Origin of the sequence: Streptomyces sp. NPDC007991 (genome assembly GCF_042958445.1) — a bacterium.
In the GTDB taxonomy this organism is placed as follows: Bacteria; Actinomycetota; Actinomycetes; order Streptomycetales; family Streptomycetaceae; genus Streptomyces.
The window spans coordinates 219,460-243,471 of the sequence record NZ_JBIBJD010000009.1 but is presented as its reverse complement, the minus strand read 5'-3'; the positions used below and the strand labels follow the sequence as shown (position 1 = coordinate 243,471).

Annotated in this window: 24 protein-coding genes; 10 read left to right on the top strand and 14 right to left on the bottom strand. The window is 71.9% G+C overall.

Annotated features, from left to right (window positions below):
• Nucleotides 1–13 precede the first annotated feature (13 nt).
• Nucleotides 14–754, top strand: coding sequence for a response regulator (locus ACFZDA_RS26465; RefSeq protein WP_391086125.1), 741 nt, complete (start codon nt 14–16; stop codon nt 752–754).
• Entirely contained in the window at nt 751–2,136 is a 1,386-nt protein-coding gene (locus ACFZDA_RS26460) for an ATP-binding protein (RefSeq protein WP_391086123.1), read from the top strand. The genes ACFZDA_RS26465 and ACFZDA_RS26460 overlap by 4 nt, the downstream gene beginning before the upstream one ends.
• On the opposite strand, the gene ACFZDA_RS26455 is transcribed toward ACFZDA_RS26460, so the two are convergent.
• The 6 genes from ACFZDA_RS26455 to ACFZDA_RS26430 form a co-directional block, all read right to left on the bottom strand.
• The gene (locus ACFZDA_RS26455; protein ID WP_391086122.1) at nt 2,102–2,641 is read right to left on the bottom strand and encodes an SgcJ/EcaC family oxidoreductase; all 540 of its coding nucleotides are present in this window, start codon (nt 2,639–2,641) and stop codon (nt 2,102–2,104) included. The two genes, ACFZDA_RS26460 and ACFZDA_RS26455, sit on opposite strands and share 35 nt — an antisense overlap.
• A gap of 136 nt (nt 2,642–2,777) precedes the next feature.
• Nucleotides 2,778–4,850 (bottom strand): tetratricopeptide repeat protein, encoded by a 2,073-nt coding sequence (locus tag ACFZDA_RS26450; protein ID WP_391086120.1) that lies wholly within the window; start codon nt 4,848–4,850, stop codon nt 2,778–2,780.
• Nucleotides 4,847–5,269, bottom strand: coding sequence for a hypothetical protein (locus ACFZDA_RS26445; RefSeq protein ID WP_391086118.1), 423 nt, complete (start codon nt 5,267–5,269; stop codon nt 4,847–4,849). Before ACFZDA_RS26445 ends, ACFZDA_RS26450 begins: the two co-directional genes overlap by 4 nt.
• 60 nt (nt 5,270–5,329) lie before the next feature.
• On the bottom strand, nt 5,330–5,989 hold the full coding sequence (locus ACFZDA_RS26440) for a DUF5063 domain-containing protein (protein WP_306965117.1): 660 nt from the start codon (nt 5,987–5,989) through the stop codon (nt 5,330–5,332).
• Nucleotides 5,982–6,581, bottom strand: a complete 600-nt coding sequence (recR, locus tag ACFZDA_RS26435; protein ID WP_003991835.1) for a recombination mediator RecR — start codon at nt 6,579–6,581, stop codon at nt 5,982–5,984. Before recR ends, ACFZDA_RS26440 begins: the two co-directional genes overlap by 8 nt.
• A 100-nt stretch (nt 6,582–6,681) precedes the next feature.
• Nucleotides 6,682–7,023: a YbaB/EbfC family nucleoid-associated protein gene (locus tag ACFZDA_RS26430; protein WP_082319878.1), complete on the bottom strand. Its 342-nt coding sequence runs from the start codon at nt 7,021–7,023 to the stop codon at nt 6,682–6,684.
• Nucleotides 7,024–7,266: 243 nt separating this feature from the next.
• Here ACFZDA_RS26430 and ACFZDA_RS26425 point away from each other — a divergent pair, with 243 nt between their 5' ends.
• Entirely contained in the window at nt 7,267–8,022 is a 756-nt protein-coding gene (locus ACFZDA_RS26425; RefSeq protein WP_391086114.1) for an SLATT domain-containing protein, read from the top strand.
• A 3-nt stretch (nt 8,023–8,025) separates the two neighbouring features.
• Here ACFZDA_RS26425 and ACFZDA_RS26420 read toward each other — a convergent pair whose 3' ends face one another.
• From ACFZDA_RS26420 to ACFZDA_RS26405, 4 genes are all read right to left on the bottom strand, one after another.
• Nucleotides 8,026–9,582, bottom strand: coding sequence for a substrate-binding domain-containing protein (locus tag ACFZDA_RS26420; protein WP_391086112.1), 1,557 nt, complete (start codon nt 9,580–9,582; stop codon nt 8,026–8,028).
• A 127-nt stretch (nt 9,583–9,709) separates the two neighbouring features.
• Nucleotides 9,710–11,710: a protein kinase gene (locus ACFZDA_RS26415; protein ID WP_391086111.1), complete on the bottom strand. Its 2,001-nt coding sequence runs from the start codon at nt 11,708–11,710 to the stop codon at nt 9,710–9,712.
• Nucleotides 11,711–11,789: 79 nt separating this feature from the next.
• The gene (locus ACFZDA_RS26410; protein ID WP_391086109.1) at nt 11,790–12,248 is read right to left on the bottom strand and encodes a MarR family transcriptional regulator; all 459 of its coding nucleotides are present in this window, start codon (nt 12,246–12,248) and stop codon (nt 11,790–11,792) included.
• The gene (locus ACFZDA_RS26405; RefSeq protein WP_391086502.1) at nt 12,245–12,853 is read right to left on the bottom strand and encodes a DJ-1/PfpI family protein; all 609 of its coding nucleotides are present in this window, start codon (nt 12,851–12,853) and stop codon (nt 12,245–12,247) included. The genes ACFZDA_RS26410 and ACFZDA_RS26405 overlap by 4 nt, the downstream gene beginning before the upstream one ends.
• Nucleotides 12,854–13,035: 182 nt before the next feature.
• Between ACFZDA_RS26405 and ACFZDA_RS26400 the strand changes: the two genes are divergently transcribed.
• The 3 genes from ACFZDA_RS26400 to ACFZDA_RS26390 all read left to right on the top strand — a co-directional run bounded on the left by ACFZDA_RS26400 (nt 13,036) and on the right by ACFZDA_RS26390 (nt 16,006).
• Nucleotides 13,036–14,391, top strand: a complete 1,356-nt coding sequence (locus ACFZDA_RS26400) for an aminotransferase class III-fold pyridoxal phosphate-dependent enzyme (RefSeq protein WP_391086107.1) — start codon at nt 13,036–13,038, stop codon at nt 14,389–14,391.
• Nucleotides 14,392–14,531: 140 nt separating this feature from the next.
• Complete coding sequence (locus ACFZDA_RS26395) at nt 14,532–15,233, top strand: GntR family transcriptional regulator (RefSeq protein ID WP_391086106.1); 702 nt, start codon at nt 14,532–14,534, stop codon at nt 15,231–15,233.
• 122 nt (nt 15,234–15,355) lie between these two features.
• Entirely contained in the window at nt 15,356–16,006 is a 651-nt protein-coding gene (locus ACFZDA_RS26390; protein WP_391086105.1) for a hypothetical protein, read from the top strand.
• 4 nt (nt 16,007–16,010) lie between these two features.
• On the opposite strand, the gene ACFZDA_RS26385 is transcribed toward ACFZDA_RS26390, so the two are convergent.
• Nucleotides 16,011–16,304, bottom strand: coding sequence for a hypothetical protein (locus ACFZDA_RS26385; RefSeq protein WP_391086104.1), 294 nt, complete (start codon nt 16,302–16,304; stop codon nt 16,011–16,013).
• Between the two features lie 110 nt (nt 16,305–16,414).
• Nucleotides 16,415–17,698 carry an adenylosuccinate synthase gene (locus ACFZDA_RS26380; RefSeq protein ID WP_391086102.1) on the bottom strand — a complete coding sequence of 428 codons (1,284 nt, stop codon included), beginning with the start codon at nt 17,696–17,698 and terminating at the stop codon, nt 16,415–16,417.
• Between the two features lie 183 nt (nt 17,699–17,881).
• Between ACFZDA_RS26380 and ACFZDA_RS26375 the strand changes: the two genes are divergently transcribed.
• Nucleotides 17,882–18,745, top strand: coding sequence for a diacylglycerol kinase family protein (locus tag ACFZDA_RS26375; RefSeq protein WP_391086100.1), 864 nt, complete (start codon nt 17,882–17,884; stop codon nt 18,743–18,745).
• Nucleotides 18,746–18,760: 15 nt separating this feature from the next.
• On the opposite strand, the gene ACFZDA_RS26370 is transcribed toward ACFZDA_RS26375, so the two are convergent.
• Complete coding sequence (locus tag ACFZDA_RS26370; protein WP_391086098.1) at nt 18,761–19,258, bottom strand: MarR family transcriptional regulator; 498 nt, start codon at nt 19,256–19,258, stop codon at nt 18,761–18,763.
• 74 nt (nt 19,259–19,332) lie between these two features.
• Here ACFZDA_RS26370 and ACFZDA_RS26365 point away from each other — a divergent pair, with 74 nt between their 5' ends.
• Nucleotides 19,333–20,229: an ATP-binding cassette domain-containing protein gene (locus ACFZDA_RS26365; protein ID WP_391086096.1), complete on the top strand. Its 897-nt coding sequence runs from the start codon at nt 19,333–19,335 to the stop codon at nt 20,227–20,229.
• A complete protein-coding gene (locus ACFZDA_RS26360; protein WP_391086094.1) occupies nt 20,226–21,824 on the top strand; it encodes an ABC transporter permease in 1,599 nt (532 codons plus the stop codon). Before ACFZDA_RS26365 ends, ACFZDA_RS26360 begins: the two co-directional genes overlap by 4 nt.
• Before the next feature lie 84 nt (nt 21,825–21,908).
• Here the strand turns inward: ACFZDA_RS26360 and ACFZDA_RS26355 are convergent, their stop codons facing one another.
• On the bottom strand, nt 21,909–22,874 hold the full coding sequence (locus ACFZDA_RS26355; RefSeq protein ID WP_391086092.1) for an alpha/beta hydrolase fold domain-containing protein: 966 nt from the start codon (nt 22,872–22,874) through the stop codon (nt 21,909–21,911).
• 267 nt (nt 22,875–23,141) lie between these two features.
• On the opposite strand from ACFZDA_RS26355, the gene ACFZDA_RS26350 reads away from it, so the two are divergent.
• The gene (locus ACFZDA_RS26350) at nt 23,142–23,969 is read left to right on the top strand and encodes an alpha/beta fold hydrolase (protein WP_391086090.1); all 828 of its coding nucleotides are present in this window, start codon (nt 23,142–23,144) and stop codon (nt 23,967–23,969) included.
• Nucleotides 23,970–24,012 lie beyond the last annotated feature (43 nt).

Here is a 24,012-nt window from a genome sequence, read left to right as displayed (position 1 = left end):
CTAGGGTTCGCCTGTGCGTGTACTCCTGGTGGAAGACGATGAACCGGTCGCCGAGTCCCTCAGACGGGGTCTGAAGCGCTACGGCTTCGAGGTCGAGTGGGTCACCACGGGCCGGGCGGCCCTGGACCACACCGGCCCCTACGACGTCGTCCTGCTGGACCTCGGCCTGCCCGACACCGACGGCCTGGACGTCTGCAAGGTGCTGCGCGCACGCGGCGACGTCCCGATCATCGTGATCAGCGCCCGCAGTGACGAGACGGACCGGGTGGTGGGACTGGAGATCGGCGCGGACGACTACGTCTCCAAGCCGTTCGGCGTCCGTGAGGTCATCGCCCGCATACGGGCGGTCATGCGCCGCGTCCAGCCCCGCACCCCCGCCGAGGCGTCCGGGAACGGCCCCGACCGCTACGGCCCCCGCCTGACCGTCGACCGCAAGGCGGCCCGGGTGCGGCTCGACGGCGAGGAGGTGGCCCTCGCGCCCAAGGAGTACGACCTGCTGGCCTTCCTCACCGAGGAGCCCGGGGCACTGATGTCGCGCGAGCAGATCATGGAGGCGGTCTGGGACGCGAACTGGTTCGGGCCGACGAAGACGCTGGACGTGCACGTGGCGGCGCTGCGGCGGAAACTCGCGGGGGCGATCACGATCGAGGCGGTGCGCGGGGTCGGCTTCCGGCTGGAGATCGTCAACGACGACGGCGGCGACACGCGCACGGACGGCGGCGGCGACGCGCGCACGGACAGTGGCGCCTCATGATCCGCCAGCTCGTCCGCAGCTACATCTTCCTCGTCGCGATCGCCATCGCCCTGTTCACGGTGCCGGTGGCCTTCTCCCTCACCTCCCAGCTGCGGGGCGACACCGAGGGGTCCGTGCTGCGCGAGGCCGAGACCATGGCGCTGCTGCTGGCCAACGGCGACGCCACCTCGTGCGAGGCACTGCAGAAGATGGCCACCGCGTACGCCGCCGAGACGCCCGGCGACGTCCAGGTGACCGGAACCCCGGGCTGCGCGCCGGACCTGCACCGCCCGAGGCGGGACGCGGCCCTGACCGCGGCCCTCGACCGAGGCGATGCCACGACCGACTGGGGCTCCTCCTTCATCTGGGGGCCCGAGCTGGTGATCACGGTCCCGGCCAGGACGGCCGGGGAAGACCACGCCGCCGGCGCCGTGCGCATCGTCTACTCGACGGACGGGATGACCGACCGCCTGTGGACGATCTGGGGGTTCCGGGCGGTCCTCGCGGTGCTGGTCCTCGGGGTGGCCGCCCTGCTCGGCGCGGGGGTGGCGCGCCGCCTCACCCGCCCGCTGCGCCAGCTCAACGACATGGCGAGCAAGTTCAGCGACGGCGACCTGACCGCCCGCTCCCCCGTGACGGGCCCGCCGGAGACCCAGACACTGGCGCGCACCCTCAACCAGGGCGCGGAACGCCTGGACACACTGATCGCGGCCCAGCGGATCTTCGTCGCGGACGCCTCGCACCAGCTGCGCACCCCGCTCACGGCGCTGCGGCTGTCCCTGGACAACATCGCGGACGGTGTGGACGACGAGTTCGTCCGGGAGGACGTGGAGCAGGCCACTGCCGAGGTCGTCCGGATGAACCGCCTGGTCAACGGCCTGCTGGTGCTGGCCCGGGCCGAGGCGAAGGTGACGGCGGCCGAGCCGCTCCCGCTGCTGGACATCGTGCGGGAGCGGCTCGCCGTGTGGAGGCCGGCCGCCGAGGAGCGCGGAGTCACCGTCGCGCTCAGGGGGAGTATCGACGGCCGGCCGTCGGTGCTGTCCAGCCCCGGTCACCTGGACCAGGTGCTGGACAACGTGCTCTCCAACGCCCTGGAGGTCTCACCGGACGGCGGGACGATCACCGTGCGGGTGGACCCCCGGGGCGATGTCGTGGGGGTGTCGGTCCTGGACGAGGGACCCGGCATGTCGGACACCGAGAAGTCCCGCGCCTTCGACCGCTTCTGGCGCGGCCAGGGACTGACCGGGAAGGGCGGCTCCGGTCTCGGTCTCGCCGTCGTCAAGCAGCTCGCGACGGACGACGGCGGGACCGTGGCCCTGACGGACGCGCCCGGCGGCGGTCTGTGCGTGACCATCACCCTCCGGGCGGTCAGCCCTCGGGCATCTTCGAGGAGTGGTGGTTGACGATGAGCCAGGTGCCGTCCGGCTGCTTCTCGTAGGCGTACGTGTAGCGGGCCTTGACGGTGCTCTTCGCGCCCGTCTCGTGGTCGGTGAGCGCGAACTCGTACACACCGGTGTCGATGGCGGTGTTCCGGTCGAGAACGTTGACGACCGACTCGACCTTCGTGCCGACCGGCTTGTTCTTCAGGAAGTGCTCGAAGTAGTCGACGATCTCGGCTCTGTCCGTACGGACATGGTTGGAGACGGTCGGCAGCAGGACCGCGTCCTTGGCGTACAGGTCGGCGACCTTGTGCGCGTCGCCGGTCCGCAGCGCCGCGTTCCACTGGTCGAAGAGTCCGAGCACCTGCGCCTTGGTGGCCGTCTTGCCGGGCGACTTCCCGGAGGCGCCGCGCGAGTCGGCCCCGGCGACACCGGCACCGACGGCGAAGGTGCCGGCGGCGAGGACGGCCACGGCGGTGGCGACGGCGACGCGCTTGCGTACGGACGCGGCTGCGGGGCGACGGGTCATCTTCATCTCCGGTGGGATCGAAGGGAGTTGACTACCTCCGCTTTCTCTGCGGTGGAAGTGACTCCAGACTCGCGTGTCACCGGTTAGGGGCCGTGCAGCTGTCGTACAGGGGACGTCCAGCATGCGGCCAACTCACTCAGGGTGAGGCGTCCGTGACGTCGAGCAGAGGCGCGAACTCCTCGCGGAGCCGCCGCACCTGGGGGGCGTCGCCGAGCACGCGTTCCCAGTCGGCGAGCAGGGGGACGAGGACCTGGCGGGCGTGCGCGGGGTCGTCCGCCGCCTTCCAGAGGAACCGGACGAACGAGGTGCGGGCGGTCAGAGCGTACCTGTCCGTCGCCCCACGACCGCGGATCTGGCTCTCCACGTACTCCTCGTACATGGCCTTGGCCCCCGGTGTGTCACCCGCGAGCCGTCTGGTCCACGCCAGATGGAGCCGGAGCTCGACGGAAACGGGACTGTCCAGGCCGGTGGCGGCCACGGCCCTGGGAAGCAGCTCCTCGATGGCCTCACGGGCCGCGGCCGCGTGCCGGCCGGGATCCTTCAAGGCCGCGTCCCCCAGCGCCGACGCCCAGGCCGACCAGGCCCGCAGAGCCGCGTAGGCGTCGCGGCCCAGCACGCGCTCGGCCTTCCTGGCGTTCTTCTCCGCGAGCGCCAGCCCCTCCCCCAGACGCCCTGCCTTCGACAGCACCCGGGCCAGCTCCGTCGTCGCCTCGAAGGTCCGGGTGTCGCGGCGCCCGAACACCCGCGTGTAGTCGGCCAGGTTCCGTTCGAGCAACCCGATCTCGCGCTCCTTGTCGCCGGCGACCCCGTACGACTGGGCCAGGTCCGCGCGCACCCGGAGGGTGACCGTGCCACGAGGGCCGTACACGCGCCGCGCCGCCTCCAGGGCTCTCTCGTGCAGCGCGATGGCGCGGGTGACGTCGAGATGGGTGTAGCTGAGCCCGCTCGACTCGAACAGCAAGACCTCGTTCTCCCCATCGTCGTCCGAGGCCAGATGCGAGGCCAGCGCGTCGACATGGGTGAGCCACCGCATCTCGGCGGCCATGTCGCGCGTCCTCGAACCGAGCAGCAGCAGGTTGGCGGCGCCGTGGGCGGATTCCACACCCGCCGCCCGTGTCACCGCCTGCACCAGCCGGTGCACGGAGATCGTGCCGTCGTCGTGCAGCGAGATCATGCTGTACGCGGCCAGCCGCCGGACGGCGTCCGTAACCTCGACCGGGCTGCCCAACGGCTCCAGATACGACCGCGGAATCCCTTCCGGCGCCCACCAGGCGATGATCCGCAGGATGGCTCCCGCGAGCGGCGTGTCCGAGAGCCGGTCGAGTGTCAGACGCCAGATCCGGGCGACCGTGCGCTCCCCGTCGGCCCCTTCCGCCGACTGCGCGAAGACCTCCTCGGGGTACTGGGCCAGCAGCTCCCGGTAGCGCCCGGGCGCGATCCCGGCCTCGGTGCAGTAGGCCGCCGCCTGCTCCACGGCCAGGGGCAGACAGCCGAGGTCCCCGCACAGCCCGGTGACGTCGTCGTCCGGGCCGTGTCCGCTGATGCTGCCGAACAGCTCGACGGCCTCGTCCAGTTGGAGCACGTCCAGCGACAGCGGCTCGGCGATGCCGTGCCACCCGGCCGCCCGTCGCGTGGTGATGAGGAAACGGCCGCCCGCCGCCCTGGCCAGCAGCGGCTTGATGTCGAGCGGGGACGAGACGTTGTCCAGTACGACCAGCCAGCCCTCGTGCGCCGCGAGCCACTGCACGGCCCGCTCCCGCAGCGCGTCCCGGGACTGTACGTCCCGCAGGGCGGGCCGGAGGGCGACGGCCAGGTCGGCGAGCCCGGCGTCGAGGTCGGCGGGCGTCTCGGCGTTGATCCACCACACCGGGTTGAAGACGCCGCTACGCCCCGCCGCCCAGCGCGCGGCGAGCGTCGACTTGCCGATGCCGCCCAGTCCGTGGACCGCCTGGACGACGACGCCGCCGGGCGGTCGCAACGCCTCGTCGAGCAGGGCGAGTTCCCGGGCCCGCCCGACGAACAGGGCTGCCGCGTCGGGCAGGTTGGCCAGCCCCGGCGGCGCGGTGTCGGGCAGGGCGAAGGCCTCCGGGGGCAGGGCGAACGACTTCTCCGTGTACAGCCCGACCGAGCCGTCCCCCGACAGCGCCTGGCGGATGCCGTGCCCGGCGGCGATGGAACGGTCCCCGGAGGCCTCCGCCGAGGTGCTCATGTGTCTCCCGTCGAGGCGGAGCCGATGTCACCGCCCGCGGCGATGGAACGCTCGCCGGAGGCGGTGACGTTCCGGGGCTGCGCAGGCGTGGGAGTGGGCGGGGGCGAGGGGTTCGCCGGCGGGGCGGGCGCCGGGGTTCCCGGGCCGTCGCCGGTCGAGACGGTACCGATGTTCCCGCCGGCGGCGACGGACCTCACACCGCTCGCTTGCACCGTCGTACCACCGGACGTACCGGACTGGCCCTGGAACCCGGCGTACAGCGCGAGCGCCAGCCCGATGAGCGCGGCGGCGCCGCCCGCCACACTGGCCCAGGGATCCGCCGCCTCGACGTCCAGGACGGCGCCGACGACGAGCCCCACGGCCCCGGCGGCGCACAGTCCGATGCCCGTCCACATCCATGCCTTCGACTGACCTGTCATACGGCCATCATCGCGCCCGGGGCCGGGCCGTGGAGGGGAAAGCCGCCGAGGCGGGGGCGGTTACTTGGCCGGGCGCAGGCCCAGCGGGCCCGCGATCTCCTCGGCCATCACCCGGCCCGCCTCGATCTCCAGGGTGTCGTCGCCCATGTCCTGGTCCGTGTCGAGGCCGTCGAGTTCGGCCAGGGGCTGGTCGAGGCGGACATGGGCGAGGACCGACTGCAGGGCGCGCAGGGTCGCGGAGGCGGTGGAACCCCAGTTGGAGAAGTAGGAGAACTGCCACCACCACAGGGCCTCCGTGGTGCGGCCCGCCCGGTAGTGGACCATGCCGTGGCGCAGGTCGGTGATGACGTCGGTGAGGTCGTCGGAGATCCGGGCCGGGACCGGGGCCTTGCGGGGCTCGTAGGGGTCGAAGACCTCCGAGTAGACGTCGACGGGGTCGAGGAGGCGGGCCAGGTTCTCGCGGAGTTCGTCGACGTCCGGCTCGGGGCCCGGGTCGGGCTCGTAGCGCTCGTCGGGCACGATGTCCTCGTGCGCGCCGAGACGGCCGCCGGCCAGGAGGAGCTGGGAGACCTCCAGGAGCAGGAAGGGCACGGCCGATTCCGGCTCGTCGCCCTTCGCGATCTCCGTGACGGCGACCAGGAAGCTCTCGACCTGGTCCGCGATCTGGACGGCGAAGTCGTCCGGGTTCTGGTCGGTCGCGTGCAGCGTGGCGTCAGACATCTAGGAGTCGTCTCCCCTCGAAGGCGCGACCGAGGGTCACCTCGTCCGCGTATTCCAGGTCGCCACCCACCGGGAGGCCGCTGGCCAGGCGGGTGACCTTCAGGCCCATGGGCTTGATCATGCGGGCGAGGTACGTGGCGGTCGCCTCGCCTTCGAGATTGGGGTCCGTGGCGAGGATGAGCTCCGTGACCGTGCCGTCGGCCAGGCGGGCCAGGAGTTCCCTGATCCGCAGGTCGTCCGGCCCCACCCCGTCGATCGGGCTGATCGCGCCGCCCAGGACGTGGTACCGGCCCCGGAACTCCCGCGTGCGCTCGATCGCCACGACGTCCTTCGGCTCCTCGACGACGCAGATGACGGCGGGGTCGCGGCGGGTGTCGCGGCAGATGTTGCACAGCTCCTCCTGCGCGACGTTGCCGCAGGTCGCGCAGAAGCGGACCTTCGCCTTGACCTCCATGAGGGCCTGGGCGAGCCGCCGCACGTCCGTGGGCTCCGCCTGCAGGATGTGGAAGGCGATCCGCTGGGCGCTCTTCGGACCGACGCCGGGCAGCCGCCCCAGCTCGTCGATCAGGTCCTGGACCACGCCTTCGTACAACGGACTGCCTTTCCTGGGTCATCGGGGTCGTGCGCGCCGTACGGCCTTCCCGTACGTACCGTAGTTGTCCGCCGCCTCTGCGAGGAAGGCGGCGGGCGTCTCAGAACGGCAGTCCGGGGATGCCGCCGCCGCCCAGACCCTGCGCGAGCGGGCCCAGCTTCTGCTGCTGGAGCGCCTGCGCGTTCTCGTTGGCCGCCTGTACCGCCGCCACGACCAGGTCGGCGAGGGTCTCGGTGTCCTCCGGATCCACCGCCTTCGGGTCGATCTTCAGGTTGCGCAGCTCGCCGGCGCCGGTGACGGTCGCGGTCACGAGGCCACCGCCCGCCTGCCCGTCGACCTCCGTCTGCGCCAGTTCCTCCTGCGCCTGTGCCAGGTCCTGTTGCATCTTCTGGGCCTGCTGGAGCAGCTGCTGCATATTGGGCTGGCCACCACCGGGGATCACGATCAGCTCCTTGCTCGGTACGGGTTTTCCCGTTCGGCACGAGCCTACGTGGTCGGGCCTGCCGTCGCCCCAGCACTCTTTCGAGTGAGTTCCGCTCGCGCCCTATAACTGATCAAGGAATACTTCCGGGCGGAAAAGCGGCGAAAGCTACATCTTCGCCACCCGTTGGGAGGTAGGAAGGGTCCGGCGCGGGTGCGTCGTGTGTGTCACTTGTCACGCAGCGTGGTCAGTAGGGAGTGCCGGGTGGGTCAGCCGGAGATGCAGCCCGAGGGGCCGCCTCAGGACGGACGGGGCGAGGGGGCGGCCCGGCTGCGGCCGGGCGATCTGACCGGGCGGGCCTTTCCGCTCGGGGACTGGGGGGAGCCGGCGGTCCGGCTCGACGAGCTGTACCGCTGGGTGGAGCGCGGGGCGCTGCGGACGGCGGCCTGGTATCTGGAGGACCGGGTGTGGAAGCGGCGGTGCGCGCGGGTGCTGCGCGGCGGGGCCGCGGTGGGGGCGGTCACCGGGGTCGCGCTGCCCCTGCTGGATCTGACCGGGGTCGCGGGCGGGATCGCGCCCTGGGGGTGCCTGGCGCTGCTGCTGGGGGTGGCCTGTGTGGCCGTCGACCGGTACTTCGGGGTGACGTCGGGGTGGATGCGGGACGTGGCCACGGCCCAGGCCGTGCAGCGGCGGTTGCAGGCGCTTCAGTTCGACTGGGCGGCGGAGTGCGTGCGGGAGGTCCTGGGGCCGGCCGAGGGGACGGCCAGTGAGGCGGCGGAGCGGTGTCTGGGGGTGCTGCGCAGGTTCTCCGAGGATGTGAGCGAGCTGGTGCGGGGCGAGACGGCGGAGTGGGTGGGGGAGTTCCGGAGCGGCGGTGCGCCTGTCGGGTTGCAGGCGGTGGTGTTCCCGGGGGGCGGGCGCGGGGCCGAGGCGGCGGGTTCCAACGGGCGGTTCTCCGTGCCGCCGGCGGGGGGTGCGCGGCCGAACATGCCCCGGCAGCGGCCGCCGGAGCCGCGGTGAGGATCAGGCAGGCTCGTCGTCCTGCGCGCACAGGGTCAGGCCCTCGGGTGTCCAGCACGGCAGATGGCCGTGCGTGCGGATGACCTCCTGGCCGTTGCCGCGGGCGAGGTAGGTGAGGAAGCTCGACGCCAGGGAGTCGGCCGGGGGGCGGCCGTAGGTGTAGGCGTACTCGATCTCGCGGTAGGGGTAGTCGCTCGTGCCGTGTTCGATGGCGTCGGCGGAGGCCGGGTCGCCGTCCAGGCGCAGGGAGTGCAGGCCCTTGGCGCGCGCGGCCAGGCTGAGTTCGCTGTAGCCGATGGCGCCGGGCAGTCCGGCGACCGTGGTCAGCACCTGGTCCGTCGAGTCGAGTTCGCAGCGGATGACGGCTGCCGTGGGGTCGTCCTTGTGGACGCAGTCGACGGAGGAGTTGGCGATCTCGCCCCGTCCCAGCACCCGGCGCTGGAACACCTGTCTCGTCCCGGAGTTGGCGTCCCGGCTGACCAGGTGCACGGGCAGGTCCGGGCCGCCGAGCTGCCGCCAGTTGCCGATCTCGCCCCGGTAGAGACGCCGTACGTCGGCCGTGGACAGGTTCGTCAGGCGTACGTCGTCGTTGACCACGAGCGCGAAGACCGACACCGCCACCCGGTTCTCGCGCAGTTCGGGCAGCCCGGGCGGCTTGGGGCCGTCCGACAGGGCCACCACCGGCGGTGCCCCCTGCCTCTCCCGGGCCGCCTGCGCGCCGGCCGCCGCGAGCTCCCGGATCCCGGCCGTCGAGCCGTGCGTGTCCACGTCGATGACCGGGTCGCCGCCGCAGTCCCGCTCGTACTTCCCGGCCACCTCGCGCAGGACGGGTGCGAACGCGGTCGAGCCGGTGAGGGTGAGCCGGCCGCTCGCGCAGCCGATCGGGGGCGGGGTGTCGTCCTGGGCGACGACGATCGCGGCCAGGGTGACGACGCACAGGGTGAGCATGATGGTGATCAGCCGGGCGGCCCGGCTGAACAGCGGTGGTGTGTCGTCCGGGGCGGCGGCGCGGTTGGTGCGCACCTCGCCCTCCCGCAGGCCCCCGATCAGCCGTACCTCCCGGCCCACGTCACCACCGGACAGCAGCACGAGAAGCTTGAAGTAGTCGCCGCGGTTGAGCGGGACGCGCGGGATGCGCAGTGTGTTGCCCTCGTAGCCGAAGCCCCGGGCCGCGGTGAAGTGGTCCATGAGGTGGTCGGTATCGGAGGGCTGGGTGACCGACACCCCGCGGATGGTGCGGTCGGTGAACACCGCGGTGAGGCCGTGGACTTCGGGGCCGGTGTAGTCGTCGCGGTCGATGGCCAGTGAGCCGTCGTTCTCGATGCGCAGCAGGACGAGGGTCGCGTCGGTCATGTCGGGCGCCTCGTCGAACAGGCCGAGGCGGCGGTTGGCGCGGCCCGAGCGCACGTCGTCGCCGATGGCGTTGTCCATCTGGACGCGGTAGCCGATCCTCTTCCGGCGCGGTACCCGGCGTTCGTACCAGACCATCACGCCCGAGGCGATGATGCCGAGGACGGCCGTCGCCACGGCCACGAGGTTCTCCGCGCTCAGCCACTCCATCGTCGGTGCCCCCGCCGCCGGACGAATGCGATCGTCTGGTCACCGTACGGCTGTACGAGCGGGTATCCGGTTGTCGTCGTCCGGAATTCGCCCGACGTTCAACGACCCCGCGTCCGACAGGAGTTGGTCACTGCCTCGTGTACGTCAGCCGCTCCCCGCTGCTGGTGTTGACGCGCTGGAGCGTGCCGTCCGGCAGGAGGGTGACCTCGGTGGCGGCGCCCGGGGTGCAGGCGGTGCTCGGCTGCCCGACCTTCACGGTGGACGGGCCGATCTTCAGCGTGCCGTCGGCGCCGGGTGCCGCGGTCAACCGCCCCTCGAACACGCAGTGGTAGCTGCCGCCGTCCTTGGTCGGGCCGTCGGCCACGAGGGACAGGACCGTGTCGCCCGGTTCGCCCTGCTGGATGGTGAGTGAACGGCTGTGCTCGCCGTCGGCGTTGTCGAGGGTCGTGGTCCAGGTGCCGAGGTACCCGGTCGGGATCGAGCCGTCCTCCGGGGAGGCGGCGGTGTCCGGCTGTGAGGTCGTCGGGGACGGGCCCGGGGTGGTCGGGGGCGCGCCGGTGCTCTGCGTGGGGGTGGGGCCGGCGTCGGACTGGCCGCCGTCACCGCCCTGCATCAGCGCGTACACCGAGCCGCCCGCGGCCAGCGCGACGACCAGGGCGATCACGACGAGCAGCGCGGTGGAACGGCCGTTTCCGCGCCCCGGATCCTGCGGGGGGCCGTAGGGCGGAGTCGTGCCGTAGGGCGGCGGGCCGTAGGGCGGGGTGGAGCCGAGGCCGCCGTAGGCGGGGTGGTACGGCGGGGCGGCGCCCGGGGTGCCGGGGGCGCCGGGCTGGGGGTGCTGCTGGGGGTAGCCGTACGCCGGGTGCGGCTGCGGGGGCGTCGGCATCTGCGGGTGCGGCTGCGGCTGTGAGGGGGACGGTGCGCCCGTGCCCGGGAGTTGCCCGGGCACCGGGGGCGCGCTCTGGCCGACGACCATGGTGGGCAGATGGTTCACCGGCGGGCCCTCGCCCGGCAGGCCCGGCGGGGGCGGGCCGGGGGCCGGGGGCGCCGTCGCGCGGGCCGGGGACAGCGCGGGGTGCGGCGACGACTCGTCGGCGGCGGGGGCGTGTTCGGGGGTGGCGCCGGGGCCGGGGTTCTCGTCGGGGCCGGAACCCCGCTGCTCGGCAGGCGGCTCGGGAGAACCAGCTCCCTCGGCAAAGCCGGCCCCCACCGGATCCTCCGCGTCCAGCAACCGCACCGCGTGCCGACCGAGTTGGGCCACCAGGGCGCTCGGGAGCCAGGGGTCGAGGGCGCGGCCGTCGGCGACGGTGTCGTCCGCACCCGTGCGTTCCAGGACGCTGTCGAGGGACGGGCGTGCGGCGGGGTCCTTGCGCAGGCAGTCGCGGACCAGGTCGGCGATGCCCTCGGGGACGCCCTCCAGGTCCGGCTCCTCCTGGGCGATGCGGAACATCAGCGCGTGCACGCCGCTGTTGGCGGTGCCGAAGGGCAGGGCACCGGTGGCGGCGTAGGCGAGGACCGAGCCGAGGCAGAAGACGTCGCACGCCGGGGTGATGCGGTCGCCGCGCACCTGCTCGGGCGCCATGAAACCGGGCGATCCGACGAGCGCGCCGGTGCGGGTGAGCCCGCCGTCCGTCACGGTCTGCAGGGCCCGGGCGATACCGAAGTCGATGACGCGGGGGCCGTCGATGGTGACCAGGACGTTGGACGGCTTGAGGTCGCGGTGGACGATGCCGGCCGCGTGGATGTCCTTGAGCGCGTGCGCGAGCCCGGCCGCGAGGATGCGGACCGTCCGCTCGGGCAGGGCGCCGTGGTCGTGTCCGACGACCTGCTGGAGGCTCGGCCCGGCGACGTACCCGGTGGCCACCCACGGCACCGCCGCCTCGGTGTCCGCGTCCAGCACCGGCGCCGTCCAGTACCCGCCGACCCGCCGCGCGGCCTGCACCTCCTGCCGGAAGCGCTCCCGGAACTCCTCCTGCGCGGCCAGTTCCTCGCGCACGAGTTTCACGGCGACCGTACGGCCCCGCTCCGAGCGGGCCAGATACACATGCCCCATGCCGCCCGCACCGAGCCGCGCCAGCAGCCGGTACGCACCGATCCGCTGCGGATCCCCGGGCCCCAGCTTCTCCATCGCTCAGCCGCCTTCCCCCACACGTGAGCAACAGATCGAGAATAGTGCGGGGCCCGGGCGGGTCAGGCCCGAACGACGTCTACGGTTCCGTAACAGGCGGTCCCACCTCGTCGAGCGCCTTCGACAGCCGTTCCAGTACCCGCACCGCCTCCGCCAGGTCCGCCTCCCCGAACTCCTCCGCCAGCCGGTCGGCGAAGGCGGTGTGCCCGGGGTCGATACGGGCGATCGCCGCCCGCCCCTGCCCGGTCGGCGCGAGGAGCTTGGCGCGGCGGTGCGCGGGGTTCGGCCGGTACTCGGCGAGCCCTCGCTCCACCAGCAGGTCGGCGATGCGCTGCACGCTCTGCCGTGTGATGCCCATGGCGCGGGCGATGCCGGAGACGGGCAGCGGCTCCCCCAGGACCGCGCCGAGCACCTGCCACCAGGCGGCGGTCAGCCCCGCGGGCCGGGCCAGTTCCTCCGCCACGGCGAGGAACTGGCCGTTCAGCCGGAACACCCCGAGGGCGCTGCGGCTGAGCAGGTCCTGACGCTCCCGGCTCATGCCGCCCCGGCCTTCTCCAGCACGGCGTAGGCCGCCGCGTCGGAGTCGTGGAACAGCCGGTACCAGGCGTCGAGCACCTCGCCCTCGTACACCTCGAGCAGCCGGAGGATCTCCCGGGCGAAGGCGACGGGCTCGGTCGGGCCGGCGGTGACCAGGTTCGCGTCGGTGACGGCGTCGGTCTCGACGTAGCGCTCGCCGCCCGCGTAACCGGTCGCGGCCAGGTAGAAGGAGACCGCGCTGGTGTGGTCGCGGTCGTCGAGCAGGCCCTCGCGGGCGAGTCCGGCGGTGGCGCCGCAGATCGCGGCGACCGGCACGCCCGCGTCCAGGAACGCCCGGGCCTTGCGGGCGAAGGGCCCGAGGTCGTCGCCGGTGTCCCACAGGCCGGCGCCCGGGAGGATCAGCAGGGAGCTGTCCTCGGGCCGTACGTCGTCCAGGGCGGTGTCGGGCTGGATGCGCAGTCCGCCGATGCTGGTGACCGGGTCCGTGGACGGGCCGACGGTCCGGATCCGGTACCCGGCGCGGGCGAGATGGGCCGTGGCGTGGCCCGTCTCCCAGTCGGCGAGGGTGTCGTAGACGGCGAGATGGACGGGCTTGCGGTCGGTCATGGCGTTCACGGCTCCTCCTGAGACCTGAGGCTCGACCCCGAAGAGTCATGACAGCATCCTGACATTTAGACAGCACACTGTCAATGCACGCGGACCTTCTGGACAACCTGTCGCGGAATGCCGCCGACGGCAGACAGGCCGCCGATTTCACCGCCCTCTCCCCCGCGCCTACGCTCGCCGGCATGACCCCTCAGCCGAACCCCGAAGCCGGTGCCGCAGTCAAGGCCGCCGACCGTGACCATGTGTTCCACTCCTGGTCCGCTCAGGAGCTCATCGACCCGCTCGCCGTCGCCGGGGCGGAGGGGTCGTACTTCTGGGACTACGACGGCCGGCGCTACCTCGACTTCTCCAGCGGGCTCGTCTACACGAACATCGGCTACCAGCACCCCAGGGTCGTCGCCGCGATCCAGGAGCAGGCGGCGAAGATGACGACCTTCGCGCCGGCGTTCGCGATCGAGGCCCGGTCGGAGGCGGCCCGGCTGATCGCCGAGCGGACCCCGGGCGACCTGGACAAGATCTTCTTCACCAACGGCGGCGCCGACGCCGTCGAGCACGCGATCCGGATGGCCCGGCTGCACACGGGCCGCCCGAAGGTGCTCTCGGCGTACCGCTCGTACCACGGCGGTACGCAGCAGGCCGTGAACATCACCGGCGACCCGCGCCGCTGGGCCTCCGACAGCGGCACGGCCGGGGTCGTGCACTTCTGGGCGCCCTACCTCTACCGCTCCCGTTTCTACGCCGAGACGGAGGAGCAGGAGTGCGCGCGGGCGCTGGAGCACCTGGAGACGACGATCGCCTTCGAGGGGCCCTCGACCGTCGCGGCGATCATCCTGGAGACGATCCCGGGCACGGCCGGGATCATGGTCCCGCCGCCCGGCTACCTCGCCGGGGTGCGGGAGCTGTGCGACAAGTACGGGATCGTCTTCGTCCTGGACGAGGTCATGGCCGGGTTCGGGCGGACCGGTGAGTGGTTCGCGGCGGACCTGTTCGGCGTCACGCCCGACCTGCTCACCTTCGCCAAGGGCGTGAACAGCGGGTACGTGCCGCTGGGCGGGGTCGCGATCTCCGGCGCGATCGCCGAGACCTTCGGGAAGCGGCCGTACCCGGGTGGCCTGACGTACTCCGGGCATCCGCTGGCGTGCGCCGCGGCCGTCGAGACGATCAACGTCATGGCACAGGAGGGCGTCGTCGAGAACGCGGCCCGGCTGGGCGCGTCCGTCGTGGGCCCGCAGCTGCGTGCGCTGGCCGCGCGGCACCCGAGCGTGGGCGAGGTGCGCGGCGTCGGCATGTTCTGGGCGCTGGAGCTGGTCCGCGACCGGGAGACGCGGGAGCCGCTGGTGCCCTACAACGCGGCCGGGGAGGCGAACGCGCCGATGGCCGCCTTCGCCGCCGCCGCGAAGGACAGCGGGCTGTGGCCGTTCGTGAACATGAACCGGACACATGTGGTGCCGCCCTGCACCGTCACCGAGGCGGAGCTGAAGGAGGGCCTCGCGGCACTGGACGCGGCGCTCTCCGTGGCGGATGAATACACCCAGTAAACAGCTGTAAACCGGTCAGAAAACGACCACAACCCGTCAGTAGCCGACCAACCTCGCACCTCGTTCGAACGCGTAAGGTGGCGTGGCCGTAGACATATACGTGCACGCCACCCGAACGCGACGAGGGAGACGCCCTGACCATGCCCCGCAGCTCCGGCAACGGCGCCGTGACGCGCAGCACCCTGCGACAGCAGATCGCCGACGCGCTCCGTGACGAGGTGCTGGCGGGACGGCTGCAGCCGGGGCAGGAGTTCACGGTCAAGGAGATCGCCGACCAGTACGGGGTGTCCGCCACGCCGGTCCGGGAGGCGCTGGTCGACCTCTCCGCGCAGGGGCTCCTCGACGCCGACCAGCACCGCGGCTTCCGCGTCCGCGAGTACTCGGCAGAGGACTTCCGCGGCATGATCGAGGCCCGCGACCTGGTCATCGAGGGGATGTTCCACACCCTCACCACCGGGCAGCGCCCCTCCGGGCAGCCGGGCGACCTCCGGGTCGCCGCCGTGCTCGCCGGGGTACGGCGGCGCGGCGAGGAGGCGCAGCGGGCCGCTGCGGCCGGTGACCTCACCGTCCTCATCGGCTACGACCTGCGTTTCTGGCGCGAGCTGGCCGCCCTCTTCGGCAACCCCTACCTCGCCGACTTCCTGCACCGGCTGCGGGTGCAGACCTGGGTCTGCGCGGTGCAGCACCTGCGCCGGCTCAGGGACCTGCGGGGTGAGCTATGGGCCGGCCACACCGACCTGGTCGACGCCCTGGGTGCCCGCGACACCGACACGGCGCGATCGATCATCGCCGGCTACAACGCCCACTCCATCGCCCTGATCGAGCGCCTCGCCTCCGGATGACCTGCGTCGCATCTGTCCGTACGGGTATGGGACATGCACGGCGGCAGCCGCTTTCCGTGCCGCACCGATACCCTTCCCTGACACCGCGCCACCCGACCACCGAGCTGAGCGAGGAGCCTTCTTTGGCCTGTGACCTGTGGCTGGTACCGCTCGTCGACGTGTTGTGCCACACGCCGGACAACCCGTTCGCCGAGGAACTCGCGCAATACAACAAGGTGCTCACCGAGGCCGGACTGCCGCCGGTGCCGGTGTACCAGTACATGCCGGGACTGTCGGGCGACGTCGCCCCGGTGGCGGGCTTCGACTACGACGCGCTGCACTTCCTGCGCCGCGCCTACCTGCTCCAGGTGTGCGGCCTGCCGGTGACGCCCGTGGACGAACTGGGCGGCGACTACGAGCAGTTGCTGGAGATGTTCGAGTCGACGGCCCAGCAGTCGCACCTCGTCTGGCACTACGACCACGCGGGCGCGTACGTCCCCGTCGACTTCCCCAGCCCGCTCGCCGACGACCAACTCCTCGCGGGCGGCGGGCCACTGGGCTCCTCCCACGCCCTGCTGCGGGAGCTGGAGCTGGTCGCCCCGGCGATCGGCATCGACCCGGCCAATCCGCCGGCCGCGCCCCAGCCGCCGCTCGTGCCCACGGAGCTGGAGGAACCCGCCGTCCCGGCACCGTACGATCCCAGCCCCTTCGCCCGGGAACGCCACGTCTGGCTCGGTCTGCACGCGGCCGTGACGCGGAGTCTGGCCCAGGGGTCGATGATCGTCTTCAGCTAGGGGCTCAGCGGCCCACCTGGGAGAGGCCCTTCTGCAGGTCCTCCAGGTTCATCACCGGCGTGTAGCTGATCTCCGCGCCGAGCTGGAGGAAGAAGGGCTCGCTGAGGGCCGGCATCTGCGAGCTGTCCTGCATGTCGAAGACCAGGAAGGCGGTCCGCTTGCCGTGGTCGGTGGTGAAGTAGGCCGCTTCGGGCTTGATCTGTTCCAGCGACTCCTGGACCAGCTTCCCCAAGGTGCCGTTCCGGATGGCCTCGTTGGCCTTGTCCGTGTCCATGGATGCCTTGAGCAGTACGCGCATCGCACTCACCTTCTTCTGGTCGACGCACGCGGGGGGTATGAATTTCAGCCTAATCCCGATCACCGGCGCCCGCGCGGGCGCCGGTGATCGGGCACCGACGGCCCTGCGGCCTACAGGAACGAGTTGACCTCGATCGTCTCGTCCCGGCCCGGGCCCACGCCGATCGCGGAGATCGGGGCGCCGGACATCTCCTCCAGCGCCTTGACGTAGCTCTGGGCGTTCTTCGGCAGGTCGGAGAAGGACTTGGCCTTGGAGATGTCCTCGCTCCAGCCCGGCAGCATCTCGTACACCGGCTTCGCGTGGTGGAAGTCGGTCTGGGAGTAGGGCAGCTCCTCGACGCGCTTGCCGTCGATCTCGTACGCCACGCAGACCGGGATCTGCTCCCAGCCGGTGAGGACGTCGAGCTTGGTGAGGAAGAAGTCCGTCAGGCCGTTCACCCGGGTCGCATAACGGGCGATCACCGCGTCGAACCAGCCGCAGCGCCGGTCACGGCCGGTGGTGACACCACGCTCGCCGCCGATCCGGCGCAGCGCCTCGCCGTCCTCGTCGAACAGCTCCGTCGGGAACGGGCCCGCGCCGACACGGGTCGTGTAGGCCTTGAGGATGCCGATGACCCGGCTGATCTTCGTCGGGCCCACGCCCGCGCCCGTGCAGGCACCGCCGGCGGTCGGGTTGGAGGAGGTGACGAAGGGATACGTGCCGTGGTCGATGTCCAGGAGCGTGCCCTGGCCGCCCTCGAACAGGACGACCTTGTCCTCCTCCAGCGCCTGGTTGAGGACCAGGACGGTGTCGGCGACGTACGGCGCGAGCTTGTTGGCGTAGCCCAGCAGCTCCTCGACGACCTGGTCGACGGCGATCGCGCGCCGGTTGTAGAGCTTGGTGAGGATCTGGTTCTTGACGTCGAGCGCCGCCTCGACCTTCTGCGTGAGGATCGACTCGTCGTACAGGTCCTGCACGCGGATACCGACGCGGTTGATCTTGTCGGCGTAGGTCGGGCCGATGCCGCGCCCGGTCGTGCCGATCTTCCGCTTGCCGAGGAAACGCTCCGTCACCTTGTCGACCGTGACGTTGTACGGCGTGATGATGTGCGCGTTTCCGCTGAGGAGGAGCTTGGAGGTGTCGACACCACGCTCGTTCAGACCGCTCAGCTCGGAGAGCAGGACCGACGGGTCGACGACGACACCGTTACCGATGACCGGCGTGCAGCCGGGAGACAGGATTCCGGAAGGGAGCAGGTGGAGGGCGTACTTCTGGTCGCCCACGACCACCGTGTGGCCGGCGTTGTTGCCGCCCTGGTAGCGCACTACATAGTCCACCGAACCACCGAGCAGGTCGGTGGCCTTTCCCTTGCCTTCGTCACCCCACTGAGCACCGAGCAGCACAAGTGCGGGCACGCGCGTACACCCCTTCCGGGCGGGGCATGTCCATGGTCGAGGGCGAACGCGGAGTCTTCGCCGCGTGCACCGCGACCGCCGTTGGCCGCCAACCGTCGGACCGGATGCCCCGGAATAGACGAAGCCCCTGGCGCAATAGCGCAAGGGGCTCTTGCACAAAGATGCTACCCGAGGAAGCGAGGCATGGCCGAGGTGGCGACTTCCGCGACGTCCGAGCAGCTGCTGGTGGTGGTCGACCCGGTCGCCCGTCGGTCGGACGGCGAGTCCGTACGGATCGCGAAAGACGTGCTCGGAGCGGGTGCCGCGATGAAGCTGTGCCTGCCGGACGGGCCGGAGGAGTTCGCGCGGGCGTTGCGCCGGCGGGGCTCGCGGCGCCCGGTGGTGGTGGGTGACGACCAGGCCCTGGTCCGCGCGGTGTCGCTGCTGCACCGGCATCGGGAGCTGGCCGGATGTGCGCTGTCGGTGGTGCCGGTCGGGGGCGCGCTGTCCCTCGCCCGGTCGCTGGGGGTGCCGACGGGGACGGTGGCGGCGGCGCGGGCGGTGCTCGACGGGGTCGAGCGGCGGATGGACCTGATGGTGGACGACAGCGACGGGGTGGTGCTCGGCGCGCTGCGGATACCGCCGGTGACGGCCGACGCTCGGGCGCCGGACGCCGAGGACGCGCCGGGCCGCCCCTGGCTGCGGACCTGCCAGTCCCTGGTGCGCACCCTGGTCCCGGCCGCCCGCCCGTCCCGGCTCGCCTCCGTGCCCGAGCCCGGCCCCTCCCGGCTGCGGGTCGAGGTCGACGGCGAGACCCTCGTCGACCTGCACCAGCCGGTCGAGGCGGTGTCGGTGTCGCCCTCGGCCTCCGGGGTGGCGGCGGTGGAGGTCCGCCCGGTGTCGGTGGGCGCCGAGGCCTCGCCCCTGCTCGCGCGGGGCCGGACGGTGACGGTGTCGGGGGCTCACTTCCGCTACCGGGCGGACGCCGTGGTGTCGGGGCCGGTGCGGACCCGGACGTGGGTGGTCCGGGAGGGGGCGTGGGGGCTGACGGTGCCGGCGGCGCCGTGAGCCGCGCCCCGCGCGTCATTCCGGCCCGAACGTCTTCTCCCGGTGCACGCGCCAGCGTTCCATCAGCTCCACGAGCTCGCTCTCCAGGAACTCGAAGAAGGCGAGCGTCTCGGACATGCGGCGGCCGGCCGGGGTGTCGGCGCCGAGGCTGGTGACGCCCTCGCGCAGGGCCGTCTCCCAGCGTTTGATGACCGCGTCGCGGTTGGTCATGGCCTCGTACCACTGGTTGCCGTGCACCCGGTAGCGCTCCCGGCGGGAACCCGGCTCGCGTTCGCGCGCGACCATGTGCGCCTGGGCCAGGTAGCGCACCGCCCCGGAGACCGCCGCGGGGCTGATCCGCAGCTGCTCTCCCAGTTCGGCGGAGGTCATCGAGCCCTCGTCGGAGGAGAGGAGCGCGGCGAAGACCCGGGCGGGCATCCGCGGCATCCCGGCCTCGACGAGCTGGGCAGCGAAGGACTCGACGAACCTCGACACGGCCTCCGCGCCCCGCGCGCCCCTGGCTGATTCCGTCATGGGATTCATCCTAGCCGCGGTTCACGCCCTTCCTTAACTTCACAAATTTCTGAAGGAAGCGTACGTTCTGAAGCATGACGAAGGCCATCACCGTCTCCGGACTGCACAAGTCCTTCGGACGGACGCACGCACTCGACGGGCTCGATCTGGAGGTCGCCTCCGGCGAGGTCCACGGCTTCCTCGGCCCCAACGGCTCGGGCAAGTCCACCACCATCCGGGTCCTGCTCGGCCTGCTGCGCGCCGACTCGGGCGCCGCGCAGGTACTGGGCCGCGACCCCTGGGAGGACGCGGTGGAGGCACACCGCCGGATCGCCTACGTCCCCGGGGACGTGACGCTGTGGCGCAACCTCTCCGGCGGCGAGGTCATCGACCTGTACGGCAGGCTGCGCGGAGGGCTGGACCCCCGGCGCCGGGCGGAGCTGATCGAGCGGTTCGAGCTCGACCCCACCAAGAAGGGCCGCACCTACTCCAAGGGCAACCGGCAGAAGGTCGCCCTGGTCGCCGCGTTCGCCTCGGACGTCGACCTGCTGATCCTGGACGAGCCGACCTCGGGCCTGGACCCGCTGATGGAGGAGGTCTTCCGGCGCTGTGTGGCCGAGGAGCGCGACCGGGGCCGCACGGTCCTGCTCTCCTCCCACATCCTGAGCGAGGTCGAGGAGCTGTGCGACCGGGTGAGCATCATCCGCAAGGGCCGCACGGTCGAGAGCGGTTCGCTCGCCGACCTGCGCCACCTGACCCGCACCAGTGTCGTCGCCGAACTCGCCGGCCCGCCCAACGGGCTGGCGCACCTGCCCGGCGTCCACGACCTCGACGTGCGGGGGCGCCGGGTCCGGCTCCAGGTCGACACCGACGGGCTGGACGCCGTCCTGCGGTCCCTGAGCGAGTCGGGCGTACGGTCGCTGACGTCGACGCCGCCCACGCTGGAGGAACTGTTCCTGCGGCACTACCAGGACGAGGCGGCAGCCCGATGACGACCTTCGCCGTACGGCCCGGCAGCGCACGCCGGCTGGCCGGGACGGGCACGCTGCTGCGGTTCGCGCTGCGCCGCGACCGGCTGATGATGCCGGTGTGGATCGCGGTGAACGCCCTGATGGTCCTCTCCATGCCGAACACCCTGGAGGGCCTCTACGGCACCCCGGCCGAACGCGCCGACCTGGTCCGGCAGATGGGGACCAACTCCTCGCTGCGCGCGATGGTCGGGCCCGTCTTCGACGACTCGCTGGGCGCGCTGACGGCCTGGCGGGTGGGTGTCTACGCGGGCGCCCTGGCCGCCGTGATGAGCCTGCTGATCGTCGTCCGGCACACCCGGGACGAGGAGGAGAGCGGCCGTCAGGAGCTGGTGGCGTCCGGCATGGTGGGCCGCCGGGCCTCCCTCACGGCGGCCCTGCTGGCGGCGGCGGTCGCGAACGGCGTCCTGGCGCTGCTGCTCACGGCCGGTCTGGCCGGACAGGGCACGACCGGGGCACTGGCCCTGGGCCTCGGCATCGCCGGAGTCGGGATGCTCTTCGCCACGACGGCGGCGATCGTCGCCCAGCTGACCGAGAGCGCGCGGCTGGCCCGGGGGCTGACGGCGGCGGTGCTGGGCGCCGCGTTCGTGCTGCGCGCGGCGGGCGACTCGGCGAAGGACGACGGCTCGTCCGTCCTGACCTGGGTGTCGCCGCTCGGCTGGCTGGAGAACCTGCGGCCGTACGCGGACGAACGCTGGTGGGTGCTGGCGCTGCTCGCCGGAGCCGTCCTCCTCCAGGGCGCGGTGGCGTACGGGCTGACCGGCCGCCGGGACCTCGGCATGAGCTTCCTGCCCACCCGGCCGGGCCCGGCGTCCGGCCGCCTGGGCAGCGCGGGCGCGCTGGCCTGGCGGTTGCAGCGGGGCAGCGTACTGGGCTGGAGCGTCGGCTTCCTCCTCGCCGGGGTCGTCTACGGCGGTATGACCGAGGGCGCGGCCGACCTGGTCGGCGACAACGACAACGCCCGGCGGATCTTCGAGCGGATGGGCGGCCGGTCCGGCCTGACCGACACGTTCCTGGCCTCGATGACCGGCATGCTCGGGCTGGTCGCGGCGCTGTACATCGTGGCGTCGGTGCTCCGCCTGCACGGCGAGGAGACCTCCGGCCGGGCGGAACCGGTGCTGGCGAACGCGGTCGGGCGTCTGCGCTGGGCGGCGGGCCACCTGGTGATCGCCTTCGGCGGCTCGGCACTCATCATGCTCCTGGCCGGCCTCGGCCTGGCCGCCGGCTACGGCAAGGAGACCGGACCGATCCTGGGGGCGTGCCTGGTACAGCTGCCGGCGATCTGGGTGATCGGCGGGGTGGCGGTGCTGCTGCACGGGGTGCTGCCCCGCGCGGCCGCGGCGGCATGGGGCGTGGCAGGGGCGGTCCTGCTGATCGGCTGGGTCGGCCCCGCGCTGGACGTCCCGCAGGCCGTGCTGGACCTCTCGCCGTTCGGGCATCTGCCGAAGCTGCCGGGCGGGTCCATGGAGTGGGGGCCGGTCGTGGTCCTGACCGGGCTGGCGGTGGTGCTGGTGGCGGCAGGGCTGGCGGGGCTGCGGAGGCGGGACCTGACCACGTGATCAGCCGAGGTACTGCCAGTGCTGTGACCGTGGCCGCCGAGCGCAAGGAACGCGCGCGCATCCGCAGCGAGAACGACCGCCGGCCTACGAAGCGCTTCTCAGCGCGTCGCGCAGCACCGCGATGGACTGGGCAACGGCCGCACGGGTGGCGTGGGTGTCGCTGAGGGGGTTGAGCATCATGAAGTCGTGGGTGATGCCGTCGTAACGGACCGTGGTGGTGTCGACGCCCGCCGCGCGGAGCTTGGCCGCGTACGCCTCGCCCTCGTCGCGTAGGACGTCTGCCTCGTCGACAAGGAGGAAGGCCGGTGGCAGACCGGCGAGCTGATCAAGGTCGGCCTTCAGAGGAGAGGCGGTGATCTCGCTGCGCTGCGCGCGGTCGGGCACGTAGGCGTTCCAGAACCACTCCATGGCCTTGGCGGTGAGGAAGTAGCCGGTGGCGAGATCGGCATAGGACTTGGTGTTCATGTCGGCGTCGGTGACCGGGTAGTACATGGACTGATGCACGAAACGGACGTCGCCGCGCTCCTTGGCCATCAGAGCGAGAGCAGCCGTCATGTTTCCGCCGACCGAGTCGCCCGCCACCGCCATGCGGTCCGGATCGAGGCCATGGGCAGCGCCCTCTCGGACGATCCACTGAGCGGTGGCGTAGCCCTGCTCGATCGCCACCGGGTAGTGCGCCTCGGGAGAGCGGGTGTACTCGACGAACACGACCGCAGCCTGCACCCCGTCCGCGAGCTCGCGCACCAGTCGATCATGGGTGTCGGCGTTGCCCAGAATCCATCCACCGCCGTGCATGTAGAGAATCACGGGGAGGGGCGGCGCAAAGCCGCGCGGCCGGACGATGCGGACACGAACATCGCCGACATCGGCCGGAACGGTGATCCACTCTGAGTCGACATCGAGCTTCTCGATCGGTTCCGCTTGAAGGTCGTCCAGCACCCTGCGGGCCTTCTCGGGCCCCAGTTCGTACAAGAACGGCGGCTGGGACGTGGCATCTGCGAACTGCTGGGCTGCGGGCTCCAGAACGATGGAGCCAGAGGGAGCGGTCATGACGAATTCCGTGAGGTCTGGGACTGAGGGGGATGCTGAGGACCCTGCACGGCCTGACCGCGGAGCGTCGATGCGCCCCGCCAACTGGGCAGGCAGCGCAGCATTGCCACAAGCAACAGCCTCGCCCCTCCGAGTCATGATCGCATCCGTGCAGCCGCACACCCCGGCCCGTACCGCCCAGGACCGGTTTCCGCCACTCATCCCTGCGGTTGTACGACCGCTGTTCGAGGTCGACGATTGTTACAGCGCGCAATCGGAAGGAGCGCCATGAGCGAGCCGACGACCAACGCCCCGCCGATCGTGCTGATCCACGGGCTGTGGATGACCGCCAGAAGCTGGGATCGCTGGGCGCGGTACTACCGGGCGAGGGGCTACGAGGTGATCGTGCCGACGTACCCAGGGTTCGAGATCGAGGTGGAGGCGCTGCGCGAAAAGCCCGAGATCATCGCCGCGGCATCCGTCCCCGAAACCGTCGACCATCTCAGCGACGTGGTCGAGAACCTGGACCGTCCGCCGATCATCATGGGCCACTCCTTCGGCGGGATCTTCACCCAACTCCTGGTCAACCGAGGGTTGGGCGCCGCCGCCGTGACGATCGACTCGGCGCCGACCGAGGGTGTGCGGGTGAACCCGCCGTCCCAGATCAAGTCCCTGTTCCCGGTCCTCTCCAACCCGGCCAACCGGCACCGCGCGGTGGGCTTCACCAGGGCGCAGTTCCACTATGCGTTCGCCAACACGTGCAGCCGGGAGGAGTCCGACGCGGCGTACGACCGCCTCCACATCCCGGCGCCCGGCAACTGGGTGTGGGCCTACGGCCTGATAGCCAACTGGAAGCCGGGCCACCAGGAGACCTGGGTCGACTACGACCTGGACGACCGGGCGCCACTGCTGTTCATCATGGGCGGCAAGGACCACCTGATGCCGCCCTCGGTGATCCGCTCGAACGCGAAGAAGTACCGCCACTCCGAGGCGCTGACCGAGACCTACGAGTTCCCGGACCGCTCACACTTCACCGGTGTCGAGCCCGGCTGGGAACAGGTGGCCGATTACGCGCTCGAATGGGCGACCAGCCACGCCCGCACCCCGCAGGGCTGACAAACCGCCGACAGCGGCAACCCACGACGCCTTGTCGCCGGCC